Origin of the sequence: Methanosarcina siciliae T4/M, from assembly GCF_000970085.1 — an archaeon.
GTDB classification, from domain to species: domain Archaea; phylum Halobacteriota; class Methanosarcinia; order Methanosarcinales; family Methanosarcinaceae; genus Methanosarcina; species Methanosarcina siciliae.
This window is the reverse complement of the sequence record NZ_CP009506.1, coordinates 4420674-4439362: the sequence shown is the minus strand read 5'-3', so window position 1 is coordinate 4439362 and position 18689 is coordinate 4420674. Positions and strand designations below refer to the sequence as shown.

Below are 18689 nucleotides of genomic sequence, written 5' to 3'. Positions count from 1 at the left end.
ACTTTGCTATATAAAATGAATAAAATTTTATACTAACAGGGGGTAATGAGAAGGACATAACCGTCCTTTACTCCAATTTCCATAATTAAAGTGAAAAAAATGCCCTCCCCAGATAGAGAAATGGATAAGATTTTTTTAATAGGAGCCGGCGGCTTTCTAGGAGCAGTTTGCCGATTTTTGCTCTGTGAGCTTGTGGAAGGGCAACTTGGAATCCTGTCCGTAAACGTCATCGGAAGTTTCATGCTGGGCATGATAATGTACGATACCGAGTACCTTGGCTTCATAGGTCCTAAAGGAAAGATTGCGTTCGGGACAGGTTTTATGGGAGCATTTACGACCTTTTCCACTTTTGCAGTCCAGTCTTTCAGCCTGCCTTTCATCCCGGCTCTCGGGAATATCAGTGCAAATATCTTTCTTACCCTTACAGGCGTGTTCTTCGGCAGGAGTGTCATAAAAGCCCTTTCAAGCAGGGAGATCTGAGATATGTTCCCCGCTTCAGGCATAGGAGACCTTTTTTTGGTAGGCACGGGTGGTTTCATAGGGGCATCTCTCCGTTATACGATCTCAAGCCGCGTACCAAAAATCCAGAATATCCCCGCAGGGACCCTTACAGTAAACCTTCTGGGCAGCATAGTGCTCGCACTCCTAACTTTTTCCTCGGAACCGGAGTCCATGGTCTACCTGGTAAACATAGGAATACTTGGTTCCTTTACAACTTTCTCTACTTTTGCCTATGAAACTTTCAGGCTGCTTGAGGACGGGCAAAACATTTCTTTTTTTCTCAATATCTTTCTGAATGTCATGCTCTGCCTCCTGGGAGTGAGCATCGCATATCTTGCCCTTATGCTTTGATTTTGGAAAGTTATTTGTATTGAAGCATCGGTCATAGCGGTTTCGGATTAATTTGTAGTTTTATTACGGACTCCGTGAGAGAATCACTTATTTCTCCCTGTGCCGCACATTGAGGAAGCCAACCCGGGAGCCAGAGAGATAAACTCCTTGACTCCGGAGATCGCTTTCAATTCAGGAAAATAAAAAAACCTCCACCTACCGGTCTGATAGCTCATCAAAAAGGAAGTAGGTACATGGTTTTGAGAACGAGCTAATCCCAAAACCTATTTTATTCCTGCATCGATAAAAGTTTTAGAATTATTCTCTTTATTTATAGCTTGATTGACTATTTTATAGTCAAGATTCGGAGAGCCAATTTTGATTTTTGGGATCAGCTCTGATATCAGCTCTGATACTACTTTTGGGATGAACTCAATATGTAAAAAAAGACCGTTATGTAACTTAAAAACAGAACTAAAAATGGTAAAATAGAAAAGCCCTGAGGTTTATTTTACCAGGGCTTTTGCAGATCTTCTGATGAAGCGCCTCTTGTGGCCCGAAGAGGTGAAGCGCTGTGCAGGTCCAGGGTGTGCTTTCTGAGATTTTGATTTCTGGATCTTGATTACTCTGCCTTTTCTGCCTTTTACTTTTACCCAATCAATGCTACCGGTTTTGCCCATTATCATTCCTCGTTAATTTTGATCTGAATTTAGTTTGTATTTGTTTTAACTTTATTCACATACCATGTCTGCTTTGTCGCCGACCACTGCTGTTTGCCGCGGATTTACCCTTCAGCAGCGATCCCGAAACATAGGTATTTGATTCGATGATCTGTCAAATCGATAATCTTTCAATGATCTTAATTGGAATACTTGAGATTCCTTGAAGCCTGAAAGTAAGAGATATGATTTTCATCAAGCCTTGAGTTTATCATAAAGAGAAATGCTAGTAATTAAATGTTACGGACATTGCCCTGAATCCGGGCACAAAAATATCGGAAACATACGCAAGATATAAATAATTCTTTCAAGGGAAGATGCATATAGATTTCCTAAGCTTTGCAGGCACGCAGTGATATGTGGTACCCAGCCGGTGATGTACTCAGACATTAAGGTACCCAGGATGCGGCATTCAGATGATACCTTACTCGGATGATAAGGTAATCAAATTATGCTAGGAACAGGATGAACAGCAGGAAAGGAGATAACGGGACCTTCGAATAGCAGAACAAATGTTTCATAATTCTTTTCTTAAAAGGTGATTTCCGTAAAAAATAATCCAATTGAAACCAGGATTGCCGAAGTGCGAGAAGAACTGAGAGACTTAAAAAGCTTCCCGGGCTCAGAGTTTGTCGGCATAATCAAAGAACTGGGGTTCAGGTGTGAACTCTGTGCCCGTTGCTGTACCAAAGAGTTTAACGACCACGTTTTTCTGCTCGATTCGGACCTGGAAATAATAAAACAAATCGACCAGGAGGAGGTCACTCCTGCCCCATATTACGAGTTTTGCGACCAGAACGGCAGGTTCTATGTCTCCGGCTATGCCCTAAAAACAAAACCTGACGGTTCCTGCATCTTCCTGGAAAATAAGCGGTGCAGGATTTACAAAAACCGCCCCTCAATCTGCAGGGTGTATCCCCACATGCTGCACAGGGAAGCTGATGAAACAGGAAAAGTAGACTGGAGGCAAATAAGCGGTTTGAACGAACATGGAAGCTATCATTCAGAACTCGATGACTCGACGTGCGAAGCAATTGCACAGGAGACCAGGGCTTATGAAGAAGCTTACCTGATGCAGATGATTGGTTTTCTTGAGGCTGTCCGGGATCACTTCAGGAGGAACAACTTAAAACATGTCCAGAGAACCTACGACCGTAAAATGAGGGAATTCCTTAAAGGGGAGTGCGAACTTGAGGTCTTTGTGTACTGCAGAGGCGGGTTCAAAAGGCAAAAACTAAGGTAATAGAAAAGAAAAGAAAGGTTTCAGTTTCGTTTACCTTCGACCTTCCACTTAAGAAGTACTCCGGCCTCAATTTTTTCAGCCGAAAGCAGTTCAAGTCCGAGGAGTTCGGCTTCCGTGAACCCTTCCCCGTCCGTGAAAGTAGGGGCTGTTTTTCCTCCGATAATGAGGTTCCCGACGAAAGTATAGACCTCATCAACAAGGCCTGCGGAGAGCATCCCCCAATTCAGGGTCGCGCCTCCTTCGACCATTAGGGTGTTTATGCCCATTTCCTTTAATTTTACCGCAAGTTCTGGAAGGTTAACTTTAAAGTCTCCTGTCTTAATGACCCGAGCTTTTTCTTCCAGGCTTTTGATCTTCTCTGAGGGAGCTGAATTTGAAACGGCAATTACCCTGAGCCCCTCACCTTTTTTGAAGATATCGGAATTAAGAGGAATTCTTGCGGCACTGTCAACAATAATTCTTACTGGATTTTCGCTTTTTCCGGCGGCTTTTCGGGAAGCTTTCCTTTCAGGAGATTTTACCGTCAGGCTGGGGTCATCGGCAAGTACGGTGCCTATCCCTACCATGATTGCATCTGCCTGAGCCCGGAGTTCATCCATTCTTTCAAAATCGAGTTTTCCGGAAATCTTTACCTGTTTTCTCTCTTTTGTTGAGAGTTTACCGTCGGCTGACATAGCGGAGTTTATAAAAATAAAGGGCCTGTCCATGTTATGGCTCCTGAAAAAAGTATTAAATTAAAAGGCACTTTGTATAAAAAATCACCGTTATACATTAGAATCCTGAAATACGCCGGACTTGAAATGAGAGTTTTTCCGGATTTTTATCTGTTTTTATTTTTTGACTGAAATAAGTTTGAGCTGAGGCTTAAAATATTTTTAACCCGGCTCAAAACTGTATTCAACCCGCATTAGCCTGGGATTATTCCGATTCTATCAGAGGCTTAAGAAGATCGTGGTCTCTTAGGAGGCCCTGAAGCTTGCGGTTTGAATTAATAATCGGTATCTGGTCGATCCTGTTACGTTTCATTTTTCTTGCGCAGTCGCTGACAGATGCAATGTAGGTAGCTGTGATTGGTTCCCGGATCATGATATCGCTTCCGATCAGGTTCGGGACCTTGATCCTGGACACGCTGTAGTAGATGCTCATGGTATCCCGCATGGACTCCCAGGTCCAGGCATCGTCGTCCTGCCCTGCGGACATATCCGACATTTCCACGCTGTCTTCGATAACACTTGCGGCGATTACGTCCCGGTCCGAGATGATCCCTATGAGTTCAAGAGCTGCATCAAGTACAGGCACAGCCTTGACCCCGGAAAGTTCCATGATCCTGGCTACAACAGGTAACGGGGTCTCGCTATAGATTGCAACTACTTCCTCTTCCACATAGTCCTTGATAGGAATATCGATATTCATATCCGCAATTGTGCCCACCAGGTCTGCAACCGTAACAAGCCCCACAAGTTTTCCGTCATCAACAACCGGAAGTCTTCTGATACCGTGCTGCAGAAGCAGGCGTGCAGCAGTCTGCAGGTCCGATCCAGGGGATATGGTTATCGGGTCTCGTGTCATAAGAAGGGCCAGTTGTTCCTCTTCAGGGTTTTGTAACAGGTTTGTCCGGGTTACTATTCCTACTACTTTGGAATCCTTGAGTACCGGAACTCCCGAGATATGTTTGTTCTTAAGAATTTTAAGAACCTCGTCCCTGGAACCTGGCAGGGTCGCGCATGCGACGTCCCTTACCATGATATCTTCTATGAAGATGTTTTTTGGCATATGATCTACCCCTGTATTGTCCTCTGAATCCTGGATTTTTTTGATTAATCGTTTCTCTTCAAAAGGCTTCCAGTCGATAGCAATATCAGCTTGTTTCTCCACTCCGGACGACCATTACCGGAACAGTTGAGCTTCTGACTACCTTTTCTGCAACACTTCCCATGAGGAATCGGTCAAGTCCGGTTTTTCCAAGCGTTCCCAAGACTATCAGGTCAACATTGTTTTTCTCTGCGAACTCGAGAATCGCAGCACTAGGGTTCCCTTCCCAGACAATTTCTCTTATGTCTTCTACCCCTGCGGCCTTTCCCTGCTGCTTGACGGCAGAGACTGCACTCTGACCCTCCTTTTTCAGGATTTCGAACATTGCTTCCCAGCCGCCGTCCGAACTCATGGGTATCGACGAAAAAGAAGATGTGTCCACTACATAAAGTGCGTGAACTGTGGCTCCACTGAGTTTTGCAATCTCAATTCCGTAAGAAATTGCTCTCTGGGTGTTCTCAGATCCGTCTGTTGCAATTACTATGTTCCGGTAAAATTCGCTCGTCATATCTCGTTCTCCATTTGCTTTACGAATGAAGTACCGCTAATATATCGTCGGGCCTTGCCCTCTTTGTGATTCCACTAATAGGATCTTTTATTCCTGCCAGATTGTTTGAACTTCCATTCAGGATCATTAAATTCGCTTTATTCCCCTTTTCGATCGAACCCGTGGAATCAGGCCCCATTACAAAAGAACCATTAAGTGTGCAAATTTTAAATACTTGCCTATCCTCGATCGAAAAGACCTTGGACATAAATTCCATTTCAGCAAACATATTTACAGAGTTCAGCATTACATTATCTGTTCCGGCTGCCACACGGATTCCAGCCCCAAGCATTTCAGCTATCGGCGCCATTCCTGATCCTGTCACGAAGTTAGACCTCGGACAGACAACAACTGGGGCTCCTGTCTGAGCTACTTCCTCCAGGTCTTTTTTTGTGGCGTGTGTTAGATGAATCAACAGGTCAGGCTCCAGGGACAGGGCTTTTTCAATGTCACTTCTGTTCTTTTCCCCTGCGTGGATTGCAAAAAGTTTTTTTTGGACCCTGGTGCAGGTTGTAATCTCCTGCAAGAGTTCCATATCGAGATCATTTGCTCCACTAATTCCAAGCCCGTCAGAGTGCAATAAAACCCTTTTTATTTCGGCAAGTACCACTCCCGGAGGAAGCTGGGGTTCTGTGGGTCTGCCAAATATAAGGGAATGCAGGTCAAGTCCTTCAAGGGCTTTATTAAGGGCTGCAAGTCCTACAACTCCTCCTTCTCTAAAATCCGCAAAAGCACAGGTTCCGGTCTCAATAATATCCAGGAGAGACTTTCTAATGTACTGAATTAGTGTTTTATAAGAAGTTTCCCTGAGAATTCTGTGTTTCAATCCGTCCGGTGGCTTTACCAGGGAGTCGAGGTCTTTCTGGATCCGGAAACCGGAGACTGTTCCCATAAGAGGGTCTTTGCAAACTGAATCTCCAAGATGGGTATGGGCATTGACAAAACAGGGAGCTATTATGTTTGCAGAATATGTATGCTCTTCTCCAATTTCCGTTATAATCCCATTTTTTACACAGATGTATCCCTCTATAGGATCAAGTTCGGGGCCTGCGATAATTGTTCCGGAAATTACCTGTTCAGTGCCGTACATATATACGCACCTCTGTTGTTTATCAAACGCTTGTGCTCAGTTAATGGAAGACCAAACATTATACATCATATATAACTTTTCCTTAAACTCCTTTAATGGTGCCCGAAATGTTTCCATTTTCGGAACTTGTCAGAATAGTTTTCCTTATGTTTCAAGAGGTTTCCCCATAAGTGATGCTCATGCCGGGGTTCGATTTTACCGGTATATTTATAAGTTAGTAAATATATATAACCACCTGTCGCATTGTATAGGTCCTTGCATGAGACAATGGAAAATCCTGACTGTGAGTGTACAGACAACCCCAATGCGGTACATCGATAGTGTGACACTGCCCGACACGAGGGTAACTGAAAGGGACTGCGGAAAACCAGAGGATGAACTTTCGGAGTTAGTGCGCTCGGGCTACAGCACTATTTTACACAAATCTGTTTTTAGAGCTCACTTCATAAAAGTTCACTAAATTATTCGGACTATTTCTTAATTATTCGGACTATTTCTTAAAGATCGAGCATTATTCCCTTAATTTGTCGGGAAACCAGTTACCCATTTATATATTTACTTCCAAAATGATGACACATATGTCCTTCGAAGAGGCAATAAAAACTCTGGACTCCGGTATAATTATTGAGATTGAAGTTACCCCCGGCTCCAGGTCACTTTCCGTTCCCAGCGGCTATAATGAATGGCGAAAGAGGATTGAAGTAAAATTGACTAAAAACGCCCAGAAAGGAAAGGCAAATGAACAGCTTATTGAGAGCCTTGCCGAACTTTTCGGGATCGGCAGTTCGGAAATTCTGATAAACAGCGGAGCTACAAACAGCAAGAAGTCTTTACTGATAAAAGGAATCTCATATCAACAGGCGGTATCGGTTCTTGGTGCCCGTTTAAAGGAATGAGAAAATAATTGCAAGACACGATTTTTACATTAATCCCCTGATTAACCAATCTCCTGTTTAACTAAAAGGTTGCAGAATAACGTGACTGATATTGAAATATACAGAAAAAGACTGGAAAGAATTGAAGAACTGCTCCTGGAACTTTCGGAATACTCCAAAAAGGGAGCAGTGGTTATCGTTGAAGGGAAAAGAGACATTATTTCCATGAAGCGGCTCGGCATTGATGGCAACTTTGAACTTGCAACCCACCACTCTCTTTTTAATTTTTCGGAAAGAATAGCGAAACTGGGCTGCGAAGTTATCATACTCACTGACTGGGATAGGAGAGGGGACATACTTGCCACTAAACTTTCGGAATATTTTGGAAACTTTGGGGTAAAACCTGAACTCCAGATTAGGAATAAATTGAAACTAATAACGCAAAAAGAAATTAAAGATGTTGAAAGCCTGTATACTTACGTTTCCAAACTGAGGTCAAAGACAGGTGTATATTTCGATCAGGAAGATTAGATATGAGGCACAGAAAGATGCAACATAAGATCCTGAACTAATTGAAAGATGCTTTTAAACCGGGTGAAACTTACATAAATGTGGATTGAATCCGGACAAAAATTCGGCTAAACATATATTTATTAATAAAGTCCATAGCTAAAAGTCCATAGCTAAAAGCAGTCCATAGCTAAAAGCAGTCCATAGCTAAAAGCCCATAGCTAAAAGCCCATAGCTAAAAGCCCATAGCTAAAAGCCCATAGCTAAAAGTCCATAGCTAAAAAGGTTAGTTATCTAAAAAGGAGATTTCTCTTTTTCTCTACATATCTTAGAAAAAGAGAAATAAAAGGTAATTTTAACTTTCGCTTTGGATGAGAAAGTATTACTCTTTATGCATCGGGTTGGGTGTTTCCCCTTTCTCCTGAATCATATCCATACTTTGAGAACTCTTTTGATGATTGAAGGTTCTGTCAAATTCAGGATATTTCTGGAATTTGCCAGCCAACTCTTCAAACATTTTATGCCTTGGACTGATAATAATTATATGTGCAGGAGGATGAATCTTCTTCAACCTGCTAATAGCCGCTCCAGCGTGATTACTCAACTCAACAAGGGCTGCAGAGTTGCATTTTGACCTTAGTGATACGCCCATTACATTTACAAGAAGCTCATCAGCATAATTAGGTTCTATACATTTAGGAGTCGCTGAAAATTGAATATGCCCGTATCGTTCTAGATCATGTAATGCTATTTTTACTTTATCCGAGTCGTCTGCCCGGACTAACGCGAATGATTTCATTTTTTACACACCACCAATCTACAGAAGTTATCCCCATTCCGATATGGATTTACCCCTATAATAAACTTTGTGTATGAAACGGCTTACTGGACGACCGTAAATTCCCAACAGAATGCGGCATCCACAATATATAAAAACTGTTTAAAATGGCCATTTCCGGGGCCTTGATATTTTGTCCGTCTTTCGTCTCATTGCAGAATATGCTCAAAAATTACAGGGGTATTTCACAAGCTCTTTTTTCAAGATCTAGTATGCGCTCCCACGAAATGAAGTCGCATATGCTATAGTTATATGCATCGTATATATATTCGTTTTGAAATAATATTTTACTAACAGGGAATCTTTACATAAAATTAAATGTAGTTGAGTTCTAGGAAACATTCATTATTATATTACTAATGTAAAATGTTCCTGTTTGATCCCTTAAACCTTGTTTTTTCATTCCCGAATTTCGGAAAATAAGAGACCTTTATCCGGATTATTCCCTAAATAAAGGGATATCACAGCCTTAAATGATTTAATATAATCTTTAAAAATATCATTTCAGATTAAAAAAATGATGTAATATATACTTACTCTTTTTATTCTGCCACAGGAACCAAGCCACAGGAACCAAAAATAACTTCGCTAAATGGGATCTTTTATTTAGAACTTTGCCATATCATATACCGAGACAGTATACAAAAATATTTATCATAGAACTCTCTGTGTTCTTTTTTCATCTTTGTGCATGAAAAAACTCAAGTATTCTATGGACTGAATTCCTCATCTTATGGATCTCAATCAATTACATCTTGTAATCTCAAATATCCTCTAATCTCGATTAGGGTCATTATATAAAGACGGTGAATATATGGCTGAAGACATTGAAACGAAAGTGATTAAGGCAAAAAAAGCTTCAATTGAGCTTTCCGGTGTAAACGAAGAGGTAAAAAACAGGGCTCTTGAAGCTATGGCAGAAGCCCTGGATAGAGAAAGAAAAGCTATCCTTGAAGCAAACTCAAAAGACCTTGAATATGCATCCGAACTGAAAAAAGCCGGGAAGCTTACCCAGGCCCTTGTAGACAGGCTCAAGGTTACAGATTCAAAGATTGACGGGATGATCGCAGGAATCAGAGATGTAATAAAGCTAAAAGACCCTGTTGGAGAAACTCTTTCCACACTCGAGCTTGACAATGATCTGATCCTCTATCAGATTAGCTGCCCCATAGGCCTGATAGGAGTGATTTTCGAATCCCGGCCTGACGTTGTGCCTCAGGTAATGTCCCTCTGTCTGAAGAGCGGAAACGCAACTATTTTCAAAGGCGGAAGTGAGGCTAGAGAGTCAAACCGCACAATTTTCGAAATTCTTGTTAAAGCCATAGAATCCATTGAGGTCATGCCTAGAGGAGCCTTCCAGCTAATGGAGACAAGAGAAGAGATCATGAGCCTTCTGAGCCTTGATGCGTATGTCGACCTCCTGATCCCCAGGGGTTCCAATGAGTTTGTCAAGTTCATCCAGGACAATACAAAAATCCCGGTCCTCGGGCACACAAGCGGGATCTGCCATATATACGTGGATGAGTTTGCAGACCTGGACACTGCCTGGAAGGTCTGTTTCGATTCCAAGGTCCAGTACCCTGCAGTCTGCAACGCCATTGAAACCCTGCTTGTAAACCGCAAAATTGCGGAAGTTTTCCTGCCGAAGATGGCAGAGATGTACATAAAAGTAGGAGTGGAACTGCGCTGTGATGAAGACAGCTATACCCTGCTTGCGGAAAAGGGACTAGCCCCACTTTCAAAGGCGGCAGAAGAGGACTGGGGCCTCGAGTATAACGACCTTATACTTTCAATAAAACTTGTAGATTCCATAAAAGAAGCAATTGACCACATAAACACCTTCGGCTCCCACCATACTGACGGAATAATCACGGAAAATGCTTCCCGGAGAAAAGAGTTCATAGGGCTTGTTGACTCCTCAAGCGTGATGGTAAATGCCTCAACCCGGTTTGCGGACGGTTACCGTTATGGAAAAGGTGCCGAAGTCGGGATCAGTACGAACAAGATCCACTCCCGTGGGCCTGTTGGTATGGAAGGGCTGCTGATTTACAAGTACATCCTTATGGGGGAAGGGCAGATCGTTGCCGATTATGCAGGAGAACAGGCAAAACCCTATACCCACAGGAAGCTTGACCTTAAGTTCGAGGATGTGGATTAATACACCCCTGAATATTTATGATATGTTTATATATTTGAATCGAAATACCAGCGCAGGTAAAGTGCAAAAACCGGAAATCCCGGTTGCGGTCGAGGTTATCTGCAGCCGTCTTCCAAATAACCTTCAGAGGCACTTCCATTGACAGATAGAGAACAATTCTTCCGTGATGTTAATAAAATCGTTATTAAGATTGGAACTTCTTCGATAACCAGAAAGGGCTGCGACCACACAAAGGAAAACTGCAATATTGACCCGGCTTTTATGGAAAGTATCGCAGCTCAGGTCTACGAGCTTCGAAAACAGGGAAAAGAAGTAATTCTTGTAAGTTCGGGAGCAATAGGCGTGGGGCTTAACGAGATGGGCATAGTCCCCAAACCCCGTGAGATCCCTATAAGGCAGGCAGCTGCAGCTGTGGGGCAGAGCATACTGATGCAGGACTGGAGCAGGGCTTTTTCCAGATATGGGATGAAGGTAGCCCAGATCCTTCTTACCTATGAATTCTATTCCGACCGCGTAACCTACCTTAACCTGAGGAACAGCATTTCAGCCCTTCTGGAGTATGGGGTCGTCCCGATAATAAATGAAAACGATTGTACCTGTACAAACGAGATTGAAGCAATCTTCGGGGACAATGACAAGCTCTCTGCAATGGTTGCAAGCAAAATTGATGCTGACCTCCTGATCATCCTTTCAGACATTGACGGTCTCTTTGACAGGAACCCAAAAATACATCGTGACGCAAAGCTACTGGCCCTTGTAAAAAAGATCACACCTGAAATCGAGAGCTACGGAGGAGACCCCACAAGCTTCAAGGGTGTGGGAGGGATGCGGACCAAGATAAAAGCTGCAAAAATCTGCAGCATGGCAGGCTGCTATGTCGTAATCGCAAACAGTGACATAGAGGATGTGGTTATGAAGATCCTTTCCGGAGAAGAGATCGGAACGCTCTTCCTTGCAGAGAGGCATATTCAGAAAAACCGCGCTCGCTGGATAATTCTTGCCAGGGCCTCAGGGACTGTCCGGGTGGACGCCGGAGCAAAAGCTGCGGTGCTGGGAAAAAACAGCCTCCTGCCTGCAGGGATTGTGGATATTGATGGAACTTTTGACAGGGGAGACGTCGTGAAGCTCGAGTGTGAAGGCAGGGTCTTTGCAAAAGGGATCACGGATTATACTTCCGAAGAACTTATCAAAATCAAAGGAGCCCAGACAAATCAAATTGACAGTATTCTGGGCTATAACAATTATGATAATGTAATTAAGAAAGAAAATATCGGCATACTGGAAGAGATAAATTAAATTCATCGGTCAGGAAAATATCCCGTATCTCGTCTGACCCCGGAAAACCGCAATAAATCCGGAGAGTTCGACCGGGATATTGAGTTTCCGAAGCTTAAAAAAGTAATATGAGTTCCCGAAACTTTAACAGGTAAACTTTAACAGGTAATATTGAGTTTCCAACTCTAACAGAATATGAGTTTCCGAAACCTTAACAGGTAATAAATGCAGGTGTGCTTTGAGATCAGCATTTCACAGGTGAGCTTCGGAAGTATTCCTTTTCAAAATTTAATTTAAAATTATTTTCTGGAAATAAGGAGATTTTGTACATGGAAAATCAAAAAATAGGATTCATAGGGGCAGGGAAAATGGGCTCTGCCCTCATGCAGGGCATCATTAAAGCCGGAATCGTAACGCCCGAAAATATAGGGGCAAGTGATGTATACGAGCCCTTTTTGAAAGACCTGCAGGCAAAGCTGGGAATCCGGGTATCAACTGACAACGCCGTTATCGTCCGGGAATCGGATATTCTTGTTCTTGCAGTAAAGCCCCAGACCCTGGGCCCGGTGCTCGCAAACCTCAAGAGTGACATCACTTCGGAAAAACTCGTGATCTCAATTGCTGCAGGAGTACCTCTCTCCACCTACGAGGACGCTCTCCTTGAAGGCACCAGGGTCGTGCGCGTGATGCCAAACATAGCAGCCACGGTTTCTGAAGCTGCTTCAGGGATCGCCCCCGGAAAGAACGCCACTCCCGAGGATCTGAAAGCTGCCCTTGAGATCTTTTCTGCAGTCGGCACGGCAGTCCAGGTACAGGAATCTCTGATGGATGCCGTAACAGGGCTTTCGGGCAGCGGACCTGCGTTTATTTTCCCGGTTATTGAAGCAATGGCTGACGGGGCTGTCCTTGAAGGGATGGACAGGAAGAGCGCACTCACGCTTGCAGCCCAGACTGTGCTGGGAGCTGCAAAAATGGCGCTTGAAACAGGCATGCACCCGGGAGAACTCAAAGATATGGTTACATCTCCCGCCGGAACTACAATCCAGGGGATTCACGCCCTTGAAGAAGCCGGGATCCGGGCTGCTTTTATGAATGCAGTAATAAGGGCAAGTGAACGCTCAAAGGAACTCGGAAAGAAATAATATCCGACTCCTTCTCTCCTTCCCTTTATTTTTATATCATTCATCTTCTTTTTTAATTGGTAACTTATTCAGAAGATTTCAAAATGTGAATTTATTCAGATTAAATTTGGTTTTAAGGCTTAGTTTTTGCCTTTTGATTTTTATTCTGTCGTTATTTAACCTCTCTCTGACTTTAACCTCACCTCTGACTTTAACCTCTCTCTGACTTTACCCCCCTCTGACCTTATCCTGCTCATCTCGTATAATTATCTAAAAAAGATAACGAATGTTAGTGATAAATAGGAGCAAATATTATATATCAGTGTATTCAATATTATTTTAGTCAAATAATTAAGCTGAACATGTAAGATTGGAAGAAACGGGGGTCATACTTCATATCTCATGTCCAGCTTTCAGTTATGACAATATTCGGACTTGGAGTATCTATCCGTATTCTTCCGAGCTGCGAATTTATTCTTCCAGCGACATTCATCATCGAACTGAGAAATCACGATAAACGGAAAGTCAACGAAAAGCTGAGATAAACAGTAAAGATGAAAAAATTACAGAAAATTTTGGGGAATCGGAGTTCTTAAACACTCCGTTCGCCAGGAGGAATCTCTTATGGGGGAAAGAGGTTCCTCCCCAAATTGTTCTTTTATTTTCAGTCCCCGCAGAAATTCATATATCTGGGGAACTCTCATCAAAAAAAGTAAAATATTTTTTAGCTTATTTTTTGCTATCTTTTTTCAGGCAGAGGAACCAGTCAAGACAACACTTTCCTTCCTCTTCCGTTCCAAGCCTTTCTTTTACGGCTTCCATTGAATTGGGAGGCGGAATGATTACATCGTCGCCGGGCTGCCAGTTAGCCGGGGTTGCAACTTTTTCGGCTGAATTCTTCTGAAGGGCGATTACTATTCTCTTGATTTCCTGCATATTCCTGCCGGTTGACTGCGGATAGTAGAGTATTGTCCTGATTTTGGCTTCGGGGTCTATGATGAATACGGCTCTTACAGCCTGTGTAGTCGAAGTTTTTGGCTGGAGCATACCGTATTTTTTTGCAACCTCCATTTTCAGGTCTTCTATCACAGGGAATTTTACCTCGATATTTTTCATACCTTTATATTCGATTTTCTCTTCGATCCGCTTAAGCCAGGCAATATGAGAAAATACGCTGTCTATGGAGAGTCCTATCAATTCGGTGTTCATTTCCCTGAACTCTTCCTGCATACTGGCAAAAGTCATGAATTCCGTAGTACATACGGGCGTGAAGTCTGCAGGGTGGCTGAACAGGATGACCCATTTTCCTTTATAATCATCAGGGAAATTGATCATTCCCTGTGTGGTCACTGCGGTGAATGAAGGGGCATCATCTCCAATGAGAGGCATACGTATCTGTTCGGATTCTGTTTCTGTTATGTTCTCACCTCATACTCTAGGATGCAACAATTTTCCGTTATCGGAAGCACGACTTCAGGTTAATGGTATTGAATCATGAAAAGCACTACTCATTCCCTTTAATCGTCCCCAAAAACTATCTTATTATTCATTCCATTGTTATATATCTCTTGCTGATAACGGAAAAAATCCCTCCTTTCTGGAAATACTGCCATTATAACCCCTATTATAAACTTACAACTCTTTTGAATAAGCCCCATGCTCTTTTTTGCCTGAAAAGCAATTTATGCAAGTAATTCCTTTTTGTATGGGGGTTAAATGCGAGAGTTTTCTCGGCCGAAGGTCGTTGTTAGCAAGTGCCTTGAGTTCGAACACTGTCGATATAACGGGGATATGATTAGGAGTCCTGCGGTGGCAAAACTTAAGGAATACGTTGATTTCCTGCCTGTCTGTCCAGAAGTAGAGATCGGGCTTGGAATTCCAAGAAAGCCGGTAAGAATAGTCCTGGAGAGGGGCGAACACAGGCTTATTCAGCCCTCGGGAGGGAAGGATGTCACGGAGGATATGAAAACTTTCTGTACTCGTTTCCTTGACTCTATAGAAAACGTGGACGGTTTCATCCTGAAGTTCAGGTCTCCTTCCTGTGGGTTCAAGGACGTAAAGTTTTACCCGTCCGTAGATGGAAAAGGAGCCATTGGGAAAACTTCGGGATACTTCGGGGGTGCGGTTCTGGAAAAATACCCTTTCCTCCCTGTTGAAGATGAAGGCAGATTACGAAATTCCCGGATAAAAGAGCATTTCCTGACAAAACTCTTTACATTAACAGCTTTTCGAGAAGTAAAGGCCAAAGGTAGTATGAAGGATCTTATAGACTTCCACACGGAGAACAAACTTCTTCTTATGGCTTACAGCCAGGCAGAGCTCCGCAAATTGGGGGAAATTGTCGCAAACAGAGAAGGAAAAACCTTCAAAGAACTGGCTTCCGAATATGAGATACACCTGTACAATGCTCTCTCCGGTGCCCCGAAATATACCTCCACAATAAATGTGTTGATGCATGTATTGGGGTATTTTTCGGATAAACTTTCGAGCCGCGAGAAGACCCTGTTTCTTGACTGGGTCCAGAAGTACAGGGAAGGAAAGACTACCCTCTGTCCCGCAATAAATACAATCAGGTCGTGGATCGTACGGTTTGAAAACGACTACCTTATGCACCAGACCTTTTTCGAACCGTATCCCGAAGATTTGATAGAATTGAATCCTGCGGAGTCTCACTTAAGAGAGGGCCTCTGGAAATGAGGTTTGATTGAGTATATCCGGGTGGGTGTTGATCATGAAAGCTAGAATTAAACTGATTTTTCTTTTCTTACTCGTTTATCTGGTCGGGGTTTATTTCTTCTGGCCTTTTTCCGAGGAATCCGGAGATTCTGGTGACAAAGGGATACAGAATAACCTGCAGGGAGCAGCGGATGAAAATATTGAGCCTTCCAGCAGCCTGGTCGTGGAAGAAGCCGTATCACCAGGGAAATCTTCCCGAACTTACTCATGGAACTATGAAGGCTACAGGTGGAGCCTTAGTTTACTGCTTGACGACAAGCTATATGACGCTTATAAGTCAAGGACGCGCAAAAGGGAGTATGACCTTTTTGCTTCGGATCCCTATGACGACTGGCTGATCAAAAATATTGCAGATACCCTTCTTTCCCTTTCAAAAGAGTACGGGCTTGAAGAAAACAAGGTACCCGGACTTTGTGTTTCTTTTATCCAGTCCCTGAACTACACTTCGGACTTTGCAAGTTCAGGATATGACCAGTACCCCCGTTTCCCTTATGAGACTCTCTATGATAACGGAGGAGACTGTGAAGACACCTCCATCCTTTCCGTAGCGATCCTGCAGGAGATGGGATACGATGTCGTCCTCCTCGAACTCCCGGAGCATATGGCGCTCGGAATAAAGTGCGACCCTGAAACAGAAGGCAGGAGTTTTGAATATAAAAACAATCACTATTACTATCTGGAAACCACAGGAAGCAACTGGCAGATCGGAGAGATGCCTGAAGAATATAAGAGTGAGCCTGTCCAGGTCATCCCTGTGTACAGAAGACCCCTTGTTAACCTGGATTTTAGTGCTCAGTGTGAGTACTCGAATAAAGGAGGGTGGGTGGACGTAAATGTAACTCTCAGAAATGTGGGTTCCGAAATGGCTGAAAATACCACTATTTATGTTGCCCTTCAGGCTGATGATGAAAGCGTGATTTGGGACCAGGTAGAAAGTGATCCTGTAGATGTAGAGCCGGAAGAAGCTTACCAGTTTACCGCAACAGGGCTTAGGGTTCCCGGAGGCAAGACTTTCAGGGTGTATGTGCGGGCTCTTGGGGAAAACCTGTTCACGGAAGAAATAATTAGTGAATGGGTAAGCATCTGATACAAAAAAGGATAATCACTTATAAATCTTATATAAACAATTCATTATAAGGGAAAACCAAATTCAAATCCGGTATAATCAGAAAACTGGTTATAATTAAGGGAACTCGGAACGTTTTCCTGAAGTAGAGGTTGTAGTCATATGAAGAAACTATACAGATCAAAGAAAAACAGGATCATTGCCGGAGTATGTGGGGGCATAGGCGAATACCTTGATGTGGACCCTACGCTTATCAGGCTTTTATGGGTGCTCCTTGCCCTGGAAGGGATTGGAGTAGTTGGTTATATTATCGCCTGGATTATAATTCCCGAAGAGCCTTAAAGATACCCGATTTTACAGTTGAATTCCCGGAAAACACTCAGAGCTACGGGCATAAATACGCTACTTCCGTAAGTGAGCTATTTGTTCCTGCACTCTTTCTTTTCCGGGAATCATTCTGATTACTGAGAGCTTACTGTTTTACGCTTACTGGTTGAAAAGCTGGTCTACAAACCATTCGGGATCGAATTTTTTCAGATCTTCATACCCCTGCCCAACCCCGAAAAAGAGAATCGGTTTGCCTGTAATGTAAGCAATGGAGATGGCAGATCCTCCTTTTGCATCGGCATCGATTTTTGTCAGGATGGACCCGTCAATCGGGACGGCCTCATTAAACTGGGCAGCCCTTTCTACCGCATCGTTTCCGGCCACGGCTTCGTCCACGAAGATAATAAGGTCAGGAGAGCTTACCCTGCAGATCTTCTCCATCTGGGCCATAAGGTTCATGTTCGTGTGCATACGGCCTGCGGTATCGGAAAGCACAAAATCGATCTTATGGGCTTTTGCATACTGGACAGCATCATAAATAACAGCTGCCGGGTCGGCTCCTGCCTGATGTTTGATCATCTTTACCCCGAGTCGGCTTGCATGAATTCCAAGCTGGTCAATAGCGCCTGCCCTGAAGGTATCTCCCGCAGCAAGGACTACGGAATACCCTGATTTAAGCAGCCTGTTGGTTATCTTTGAGATCGAAGTGGTTTTCCCGGTCCCGTTAATCCCTACAAAGACAATATGAACCGGTTTTTCCCTGTTTTTCACATATTCATCGAAATCAAAGGTATTGGCAGATACGACGTCAAGGATTGCTTTCTTCAGGGCAACCTCAACTATCTCCCCGGTATTGCTTCCGATCCTTTTTGTGGTGCCTGTGAGCTGGTTTTTCACGGACTCGACAATAGCCTCGGAAACCGATAGGGCAAGGTCACTTTCCAGAAGGCCCATCTCGAGCTCCCAGAGAGGCTCTTCCAGGTCTTTATTGTCCAGATATACTTCCCTGTTAAATACAAGAGCTTTAGCTTTCTGGGCAAACCCTATTTTCGGGGCGACTTTTTTGAAAAAAGACTTTTTCTCTTCAGGAGGCTTTTCTTCCTCCACTTTTATCTCTCCGACTTCCTTTCGGTCTTTGAGCTTTTTCCTGTATTCAGCCTTCTTCAGATCATCTATCGGAATATGAGCAATAGCCTGAGAAGCAGTTTCCGTTTCAGCTTCGGGACTTTCTGCTTCCAGGGCAGCCTCAAGGACCTCTTCCTCAATTATCGGCTCAATTTCCTCTTCGAGGCTTTCTTCGCTTTCAGGCACCTGCTCAATGACTACCGGTTCGACTTCTACTGCCTTTTCATCAATCGTTTTGCTGAGCGCCTTCTTAAAACTCCCAAGTTTCTCTTTAAATTTGTTGAACACAGGATCCATCCCAAAAAAATTCAGTAAAAAATAGGAATTAAAGTTTAATGAAGTAATTATGATCAGTTAAATCAGTTAGGTAATTGGGGTTGATGGAATAATTAAAGTTAATGATATTGTTCGATTCC

The 18689-nt window shown here is 43.3% G+C and carries 19 protein-coding genes; 11 read left to right on the top strand and 8 right to left on the bottom strand.

The window, feature by feature from the left end; translation table 11 throughout:
- The first annotated feature begins 99 nt into the window (after nucleotides 1-99).
- Together crcB (MSSIT_RS18775) and crcB (MSSIT_RS18770) are read left to right on the top strand one after the other, a co-directional pair.
- On the top strand, nucleotides 100-480 hold the full coding sequence (gene crcB, locus MSSIT_RS18775) for a fluoride efflux transporter CrcB (protein ID WP_048175094.1): 381 nt from the start codon (nucleotides 100-102) through the stop codon (nucleotides 478-480).
- Nucleotides 481-483: 3 nt separating this feature from the next.
- Nucleotides 484-852 carry a fluoride efflux transporter CrcB gene (gene crcB, locus MSSIT_RS18770; protein ID WP_048173979.1) on the top strand — a complete coding sequence of 123 codons (369 nt, stop codon included), beginning with the start codon at nucleotides 484-486 and terminating at the stop codon, nucleotides 850-852.
- Nucleotides 853-1337: 485 nt separating this feature from the next.
- On the opposite strand, the gene MSSIT_RS24365 is transcribed toward crcB (MSSIT_RS18770), so the two are convergent.
- Nucleotides 1338-1511, bottom strand: coding sequence for a DUF5350 domain-containing protein (locus MSSIT_RS24365; protein WP_157860371.1), 174 nt, complete (start codon nucleotides 1509-1511; stop codon nucleotides 1338-1340).
- A gap of 577 nt (nucleotides 1512-2088) precedes the next feature.
- On the opposite strand from MSSIT_RS24365, the gene MSSIT_RS18765 reads away from it, so the two are divergent.
- A complete protein-coding gene (locus MSSIT_RS18765) occupies nucleotides 2089-2793 on the top strand; it encodes a YkgJ family cysteine cluster protein (RefSeq protein ID WP_048173978.1) in 705 nt (234 codons plus the stop codon).
- Nucleotides 2794-2813: 20 nt separating this feature from the next.
- Here the strand turns inward: MSSIT_RS18765 and MSSIT_RS18760 are convergent, their stop codons facing one another.
- The 4 genes from MSSIT_RS18760 to MSSIT_RS18745 all read right to left on the bottom strand — a co-directional run bounded on the left by MSSIT_RS18760 (nucleotide 2814) and on the right by MSSIT_RS18745 (nucleotide 6242).
- A complete protein-coding gene (locus MSSIT_RS18760; RefSeq protein ID WP_048173977.1) occupies nucleotides 2814-3500 on the bottom strand; it encodes a 2,5-diamino-6-(ribosylamino)-4(3H)-pyrimidinone 5'-phosphate reductase in 687 nt (228 codons plus the stop codon).
- Between the two features lie 211 nt (nucleotides 3501-3711).
- Nucleotides 3712-4566 (bottom strand): CBS domain-containing protein, encoded by an 855-nt coding sequence (locus tag MSSIT_RS18755; RefSeq protein ID WP_048175092.1) that lies wholly within the window; start codon nucleotides 4564-4566, stop codon nucleotides 3712-3714.
- 85 nt (nucleotides 4567-4651) lie between these two features.
- Entirely contained in the window at nucleotides 4652-5113 is a 462-nt protein-coding gene (locus MSSIT_RS18750; RefSeq protein WP_048173976.1) for a universal stress protein, read from the bottom strand.
- A 19-nt stretch (nucleotides 5114-5132) separates the two neighbouring features.
- Nucleotides 5133-6242 carry an amidohydrolase family protein gene (locus tag MSSIT_RS18745; RefSeq protein WP_048173975.1) on the bottom strand — a complete coding sequence of 370 codons (1110 nt, stop codon included), beginning with the start codon at nucleotides 6240-6242 and terminating at the stop codon, nucleotides 5133-5135.
- Nucleotides 6243-6820: 578 nt separating this feature from the next.
- Here MSSIT_RS18745 and MSSIT_RS18740 point away from each other — a divergent pair.
- On the top strand, nucleotides 6821-7138 hold the full coding sequence (locus MSSIT_RS18740) for a DUF167 domain-containing protein (RefSeq protein ID WP_449288713.1): 318 nt from the start codon (nucleotides 6821-6823) through the stop codon (nucleotides 7136-7138).
- A gap of 81 nt (nucleotides 7139-7219) precedes the next feature.
- Nucleotides 7220-7648, top strand: a complete 429-nt coding sequence (locus MSSIT_RS18735) for a toprim domain-containing protein (RefSeq protein WP_048173974.1) — start codon at nucleotides 7220-7222, stop codon at nucleotides 7646-7648.
- A gap of 361 nt (nucleotides 7649-8009) precedes the next feature.
- Here MSSIT_RS18735 and MSSIT_RS18730 read toward each other — a convergent pair whose 3' ends face one another.
- Nucleotides 8010-8426 carry a DUF356 domain-containing protein gene (locus tag MSSIT_RS18730; protein WP_048173973.1) on the bottom strand — a complete coding sequence of 139 codons (417 nt, stop codon included), beginning with the start codon at nucleotides 8424-8426 and terminating at the stop codon, nucleotides 8010-8012.
- Between the two features lie 853 nt (nucleotides 8427-9279).
- On the opposite strand from MSSIT_RS18730, the gene MSSIT_RS18725 reads away from it, so the two are divergent.
- The 3 genes from MSSIT_RS18725 (at nucleotide 9280) to proC (ending at nucleotide 13040) form a co-directional block, all read left to right on the top strand.
- The gene (locus tag MSSIT_RS18725) at nucleotides 9280-10623 is read left to right on the top strand and encodes a glutamate-5-semialdehyde dehydrogenase (protein WP_048173972.1); all 1344 of its coding nucleotides are present in this window, start codon (nucleotides 9280-9282) and stop codon (nucleotides 10621-10623) included.
- 138 nt (nucleotides 10624-10761) lie between these two features.
- Complete coding sequence (gene proB / locus MSSIT_RS18720) at nucleotides 10762-11919, top strand: glutamate 5-kinase (protein ID WP_048173971.1); 1158 nt, start codon at nucleotides 10762-10764, stop codon at nucleotides 11917-11919.
- A gap of 308 nt (nucleotides 11920-12227) precedes the next feature.
- Nucleotides 12228-13040, top strand: a complete 813-nt coding sequence (gene proC, locus MSSIT_RS18715) for a pyrroline-5-carboxylate reductase (RefSeq protein WP_048173970.1) — start codon at nucleotides 12228-12230, stop codon at nucleotides 13038-13040.
- Nucleotides 13041-13748: 708 nt separating this feature from the next.
- Here proC and MSSIT_RS18710 read toward each other — a convergent pair.
- The gene (locus MSSIT_RS18710; protein ID WP_261789154.1) at nucleotides 13749-14414 is read right to left on the bottom strand and encodes a peroxiredoxin; all 666 of its coding nucleotides are present in this window, start codon (nucleotides 14412-14414) and stop codon (nucleotides 13749-13751) included.
- A gap of 321 nt (nucleotides 14415-14735) precedes the next feature.
- Here MSSIT_RS18710 and MSSIT_RS18705 point away from each other — a divergent pair, with 321 nt between their 5' ends.
- The 3 genes from MSSIT_RS18705 (at nucleotide 14736) to MSSIT_RS18695 (ending at nucleotide 17163) form a co-directional block, all read left to right on the top strand.
- Entirely contained in the window at nucleotides 14736-15716 is a 981-nt protein-coding gene (locus MSSIT_RS18705) for a YbgA family protein (protein WP_048173968.1), read from the top strand.
- 34 nt (nucleotides 15717-15750) lie between these two features.
- Nucleotides 15751-16842, top strand: a complete 1092-nt coding sequence (locus MSSIT_RS18700) for a hypothetical protein (RefSeq protein ID WP_048173967.1) — start codon at nucleotides 15751-15753, stop codon at nucleotides 16840-16842.
- A 141-nt stretch (nucleotides 16843-16983) separates the two neighbouring features.
- Nucleotides 16984-17163 (top strand): PspC domain-containing protein, encoded by a 180-nt coding sequence (locus tag MSSIT_RS18695; RefSeq protein WP_048173966.1) that lies wholly within the window; start codon nucleotides 16984-16986, stop codon nucleotides 17161-17163.
- A gap of 144 nt (nucleotides 17164-17307) precedes the next feature.
- On the opposite strand, the gene ftsY is transcribed toward MSSIT_RS18695, so the two are convergent.
- Nucleotides 17308-18561 carry a signal recognition particle-docking protein FtsY gene (ftsY, locus tag MSSIT_RS18690; RefSeq protein WP_048175088.1) on the bottom strand — a complete coding sequence of 418 codons (1254 nt, stop codon included), beginning with the start codon at nucleotides 18559-18561 and terminating at the stop codon, nucleotides 17308-17310.
- Nucleotides 18562-18689 lie beyond the last annotated feature (128 nt).

Excerpts from the sequence above, each read along its gene's own strand:
- crcB (WP_048173979.1), top strand. The coding sequence starts at position 484 with ATGTTCCCCGCTTCAGGCATAGGAGACCTTTTTTTGGTAGGCACGGGT.
- MSSIT_RS18755 (WP_048175092.1), bottom strand. The coding sequence starts at position 4,566 with ATGCCAAAAAACATCTTCATAGAAGATATCATGGTAAGGGACGTCGCA.
- MSSIT_RS18745 (WP_048173975.1), bottom strand. The coding sequence starts at position 6,242 with ATGTACGGCACTGAACAGGTAATTTCCGGAACAATTATCGCAGGCCCC.
- MSSIT_RS18740 (WP_449288713.1), top strand. The coding sequence starts at position 6,821 with ATGTCCTTCGAAGAGGCAATAAAAACTCTGGACTCCGGTATAATTATT.
- MSSIT_RS18705 (WP_048173968.1), top strand. The coding sequence starts at position 14,736 with ATGCGAGAGTTTTCTCGGCCGAAGGTCGTTGTTAGCAAGTGCCTTGAG.
- proC (WP_048173970.1), top strand. The coding sequence starts at position 12,228 with ATGGAAAATCAAAAAATAGGATTCATAGGGGCAGGGAAAATGGGCTCT.
- MSSIT_RS18700 (WP_048173967.1), top strand. The coding sequence starts at position 15,751 with ATGAAAGCTAGAATTAAACTGATTTTTCTTTTCTTACTCGTTTATCTG.
- MSSIT_RS18725 (WP_048173972.1), top strand. The coding sequence starts at position 9,280 with ATGGCTGAAGACATTGAAACGAAAGTGATTAAGGCAAAAAAAGCTTCA.
- crcB (WP_048175094.1), top strand. The coding sequence starts at position 100 with ATGCCCTCCCCAGATAGAGAAATGGATAAGATTTTTTTAATAGGAGCC.
- MSSIT_RS18730 (WP_048173973.1), bottom strand. The coding sequence starts at position 8,426 with ATGAAATCATTCGCGTTAGTCCGGGCAGACGACTCGGATAAAGTAAAA.
- MSSIT_RS18695 (WP_048173966.1), top strand. The coding sequence starts at position 16,984 with ATGAAGAAACTATACAGATCAAAGAAAAACAGGATCATTGCCGGAGTA.
- MSSIT_RS18750 (WP_048173976.1), bottom strand. The coding sequence starts at position 5,113 with ATGACGAGCGAATTTTACCGGAACATAGTAATTGCAACAGACGGATCT.
- MSSIT_RS24365 (WP_157860371.1), bottom strand. The coding sequence starts at position 1,511 with ATGGGCAAAACCGGTAGCATTGATTGGGTAAAAGTAAAAGGCAGAAAA.
- MSSIT_RS18760 (WP_048173977.1), bottom strand. The coding sequence starts at position 3,500 with ATGGACAGGCCCTTTATTTTTATAAACTCCGCTATGTCAGCCGACGGT.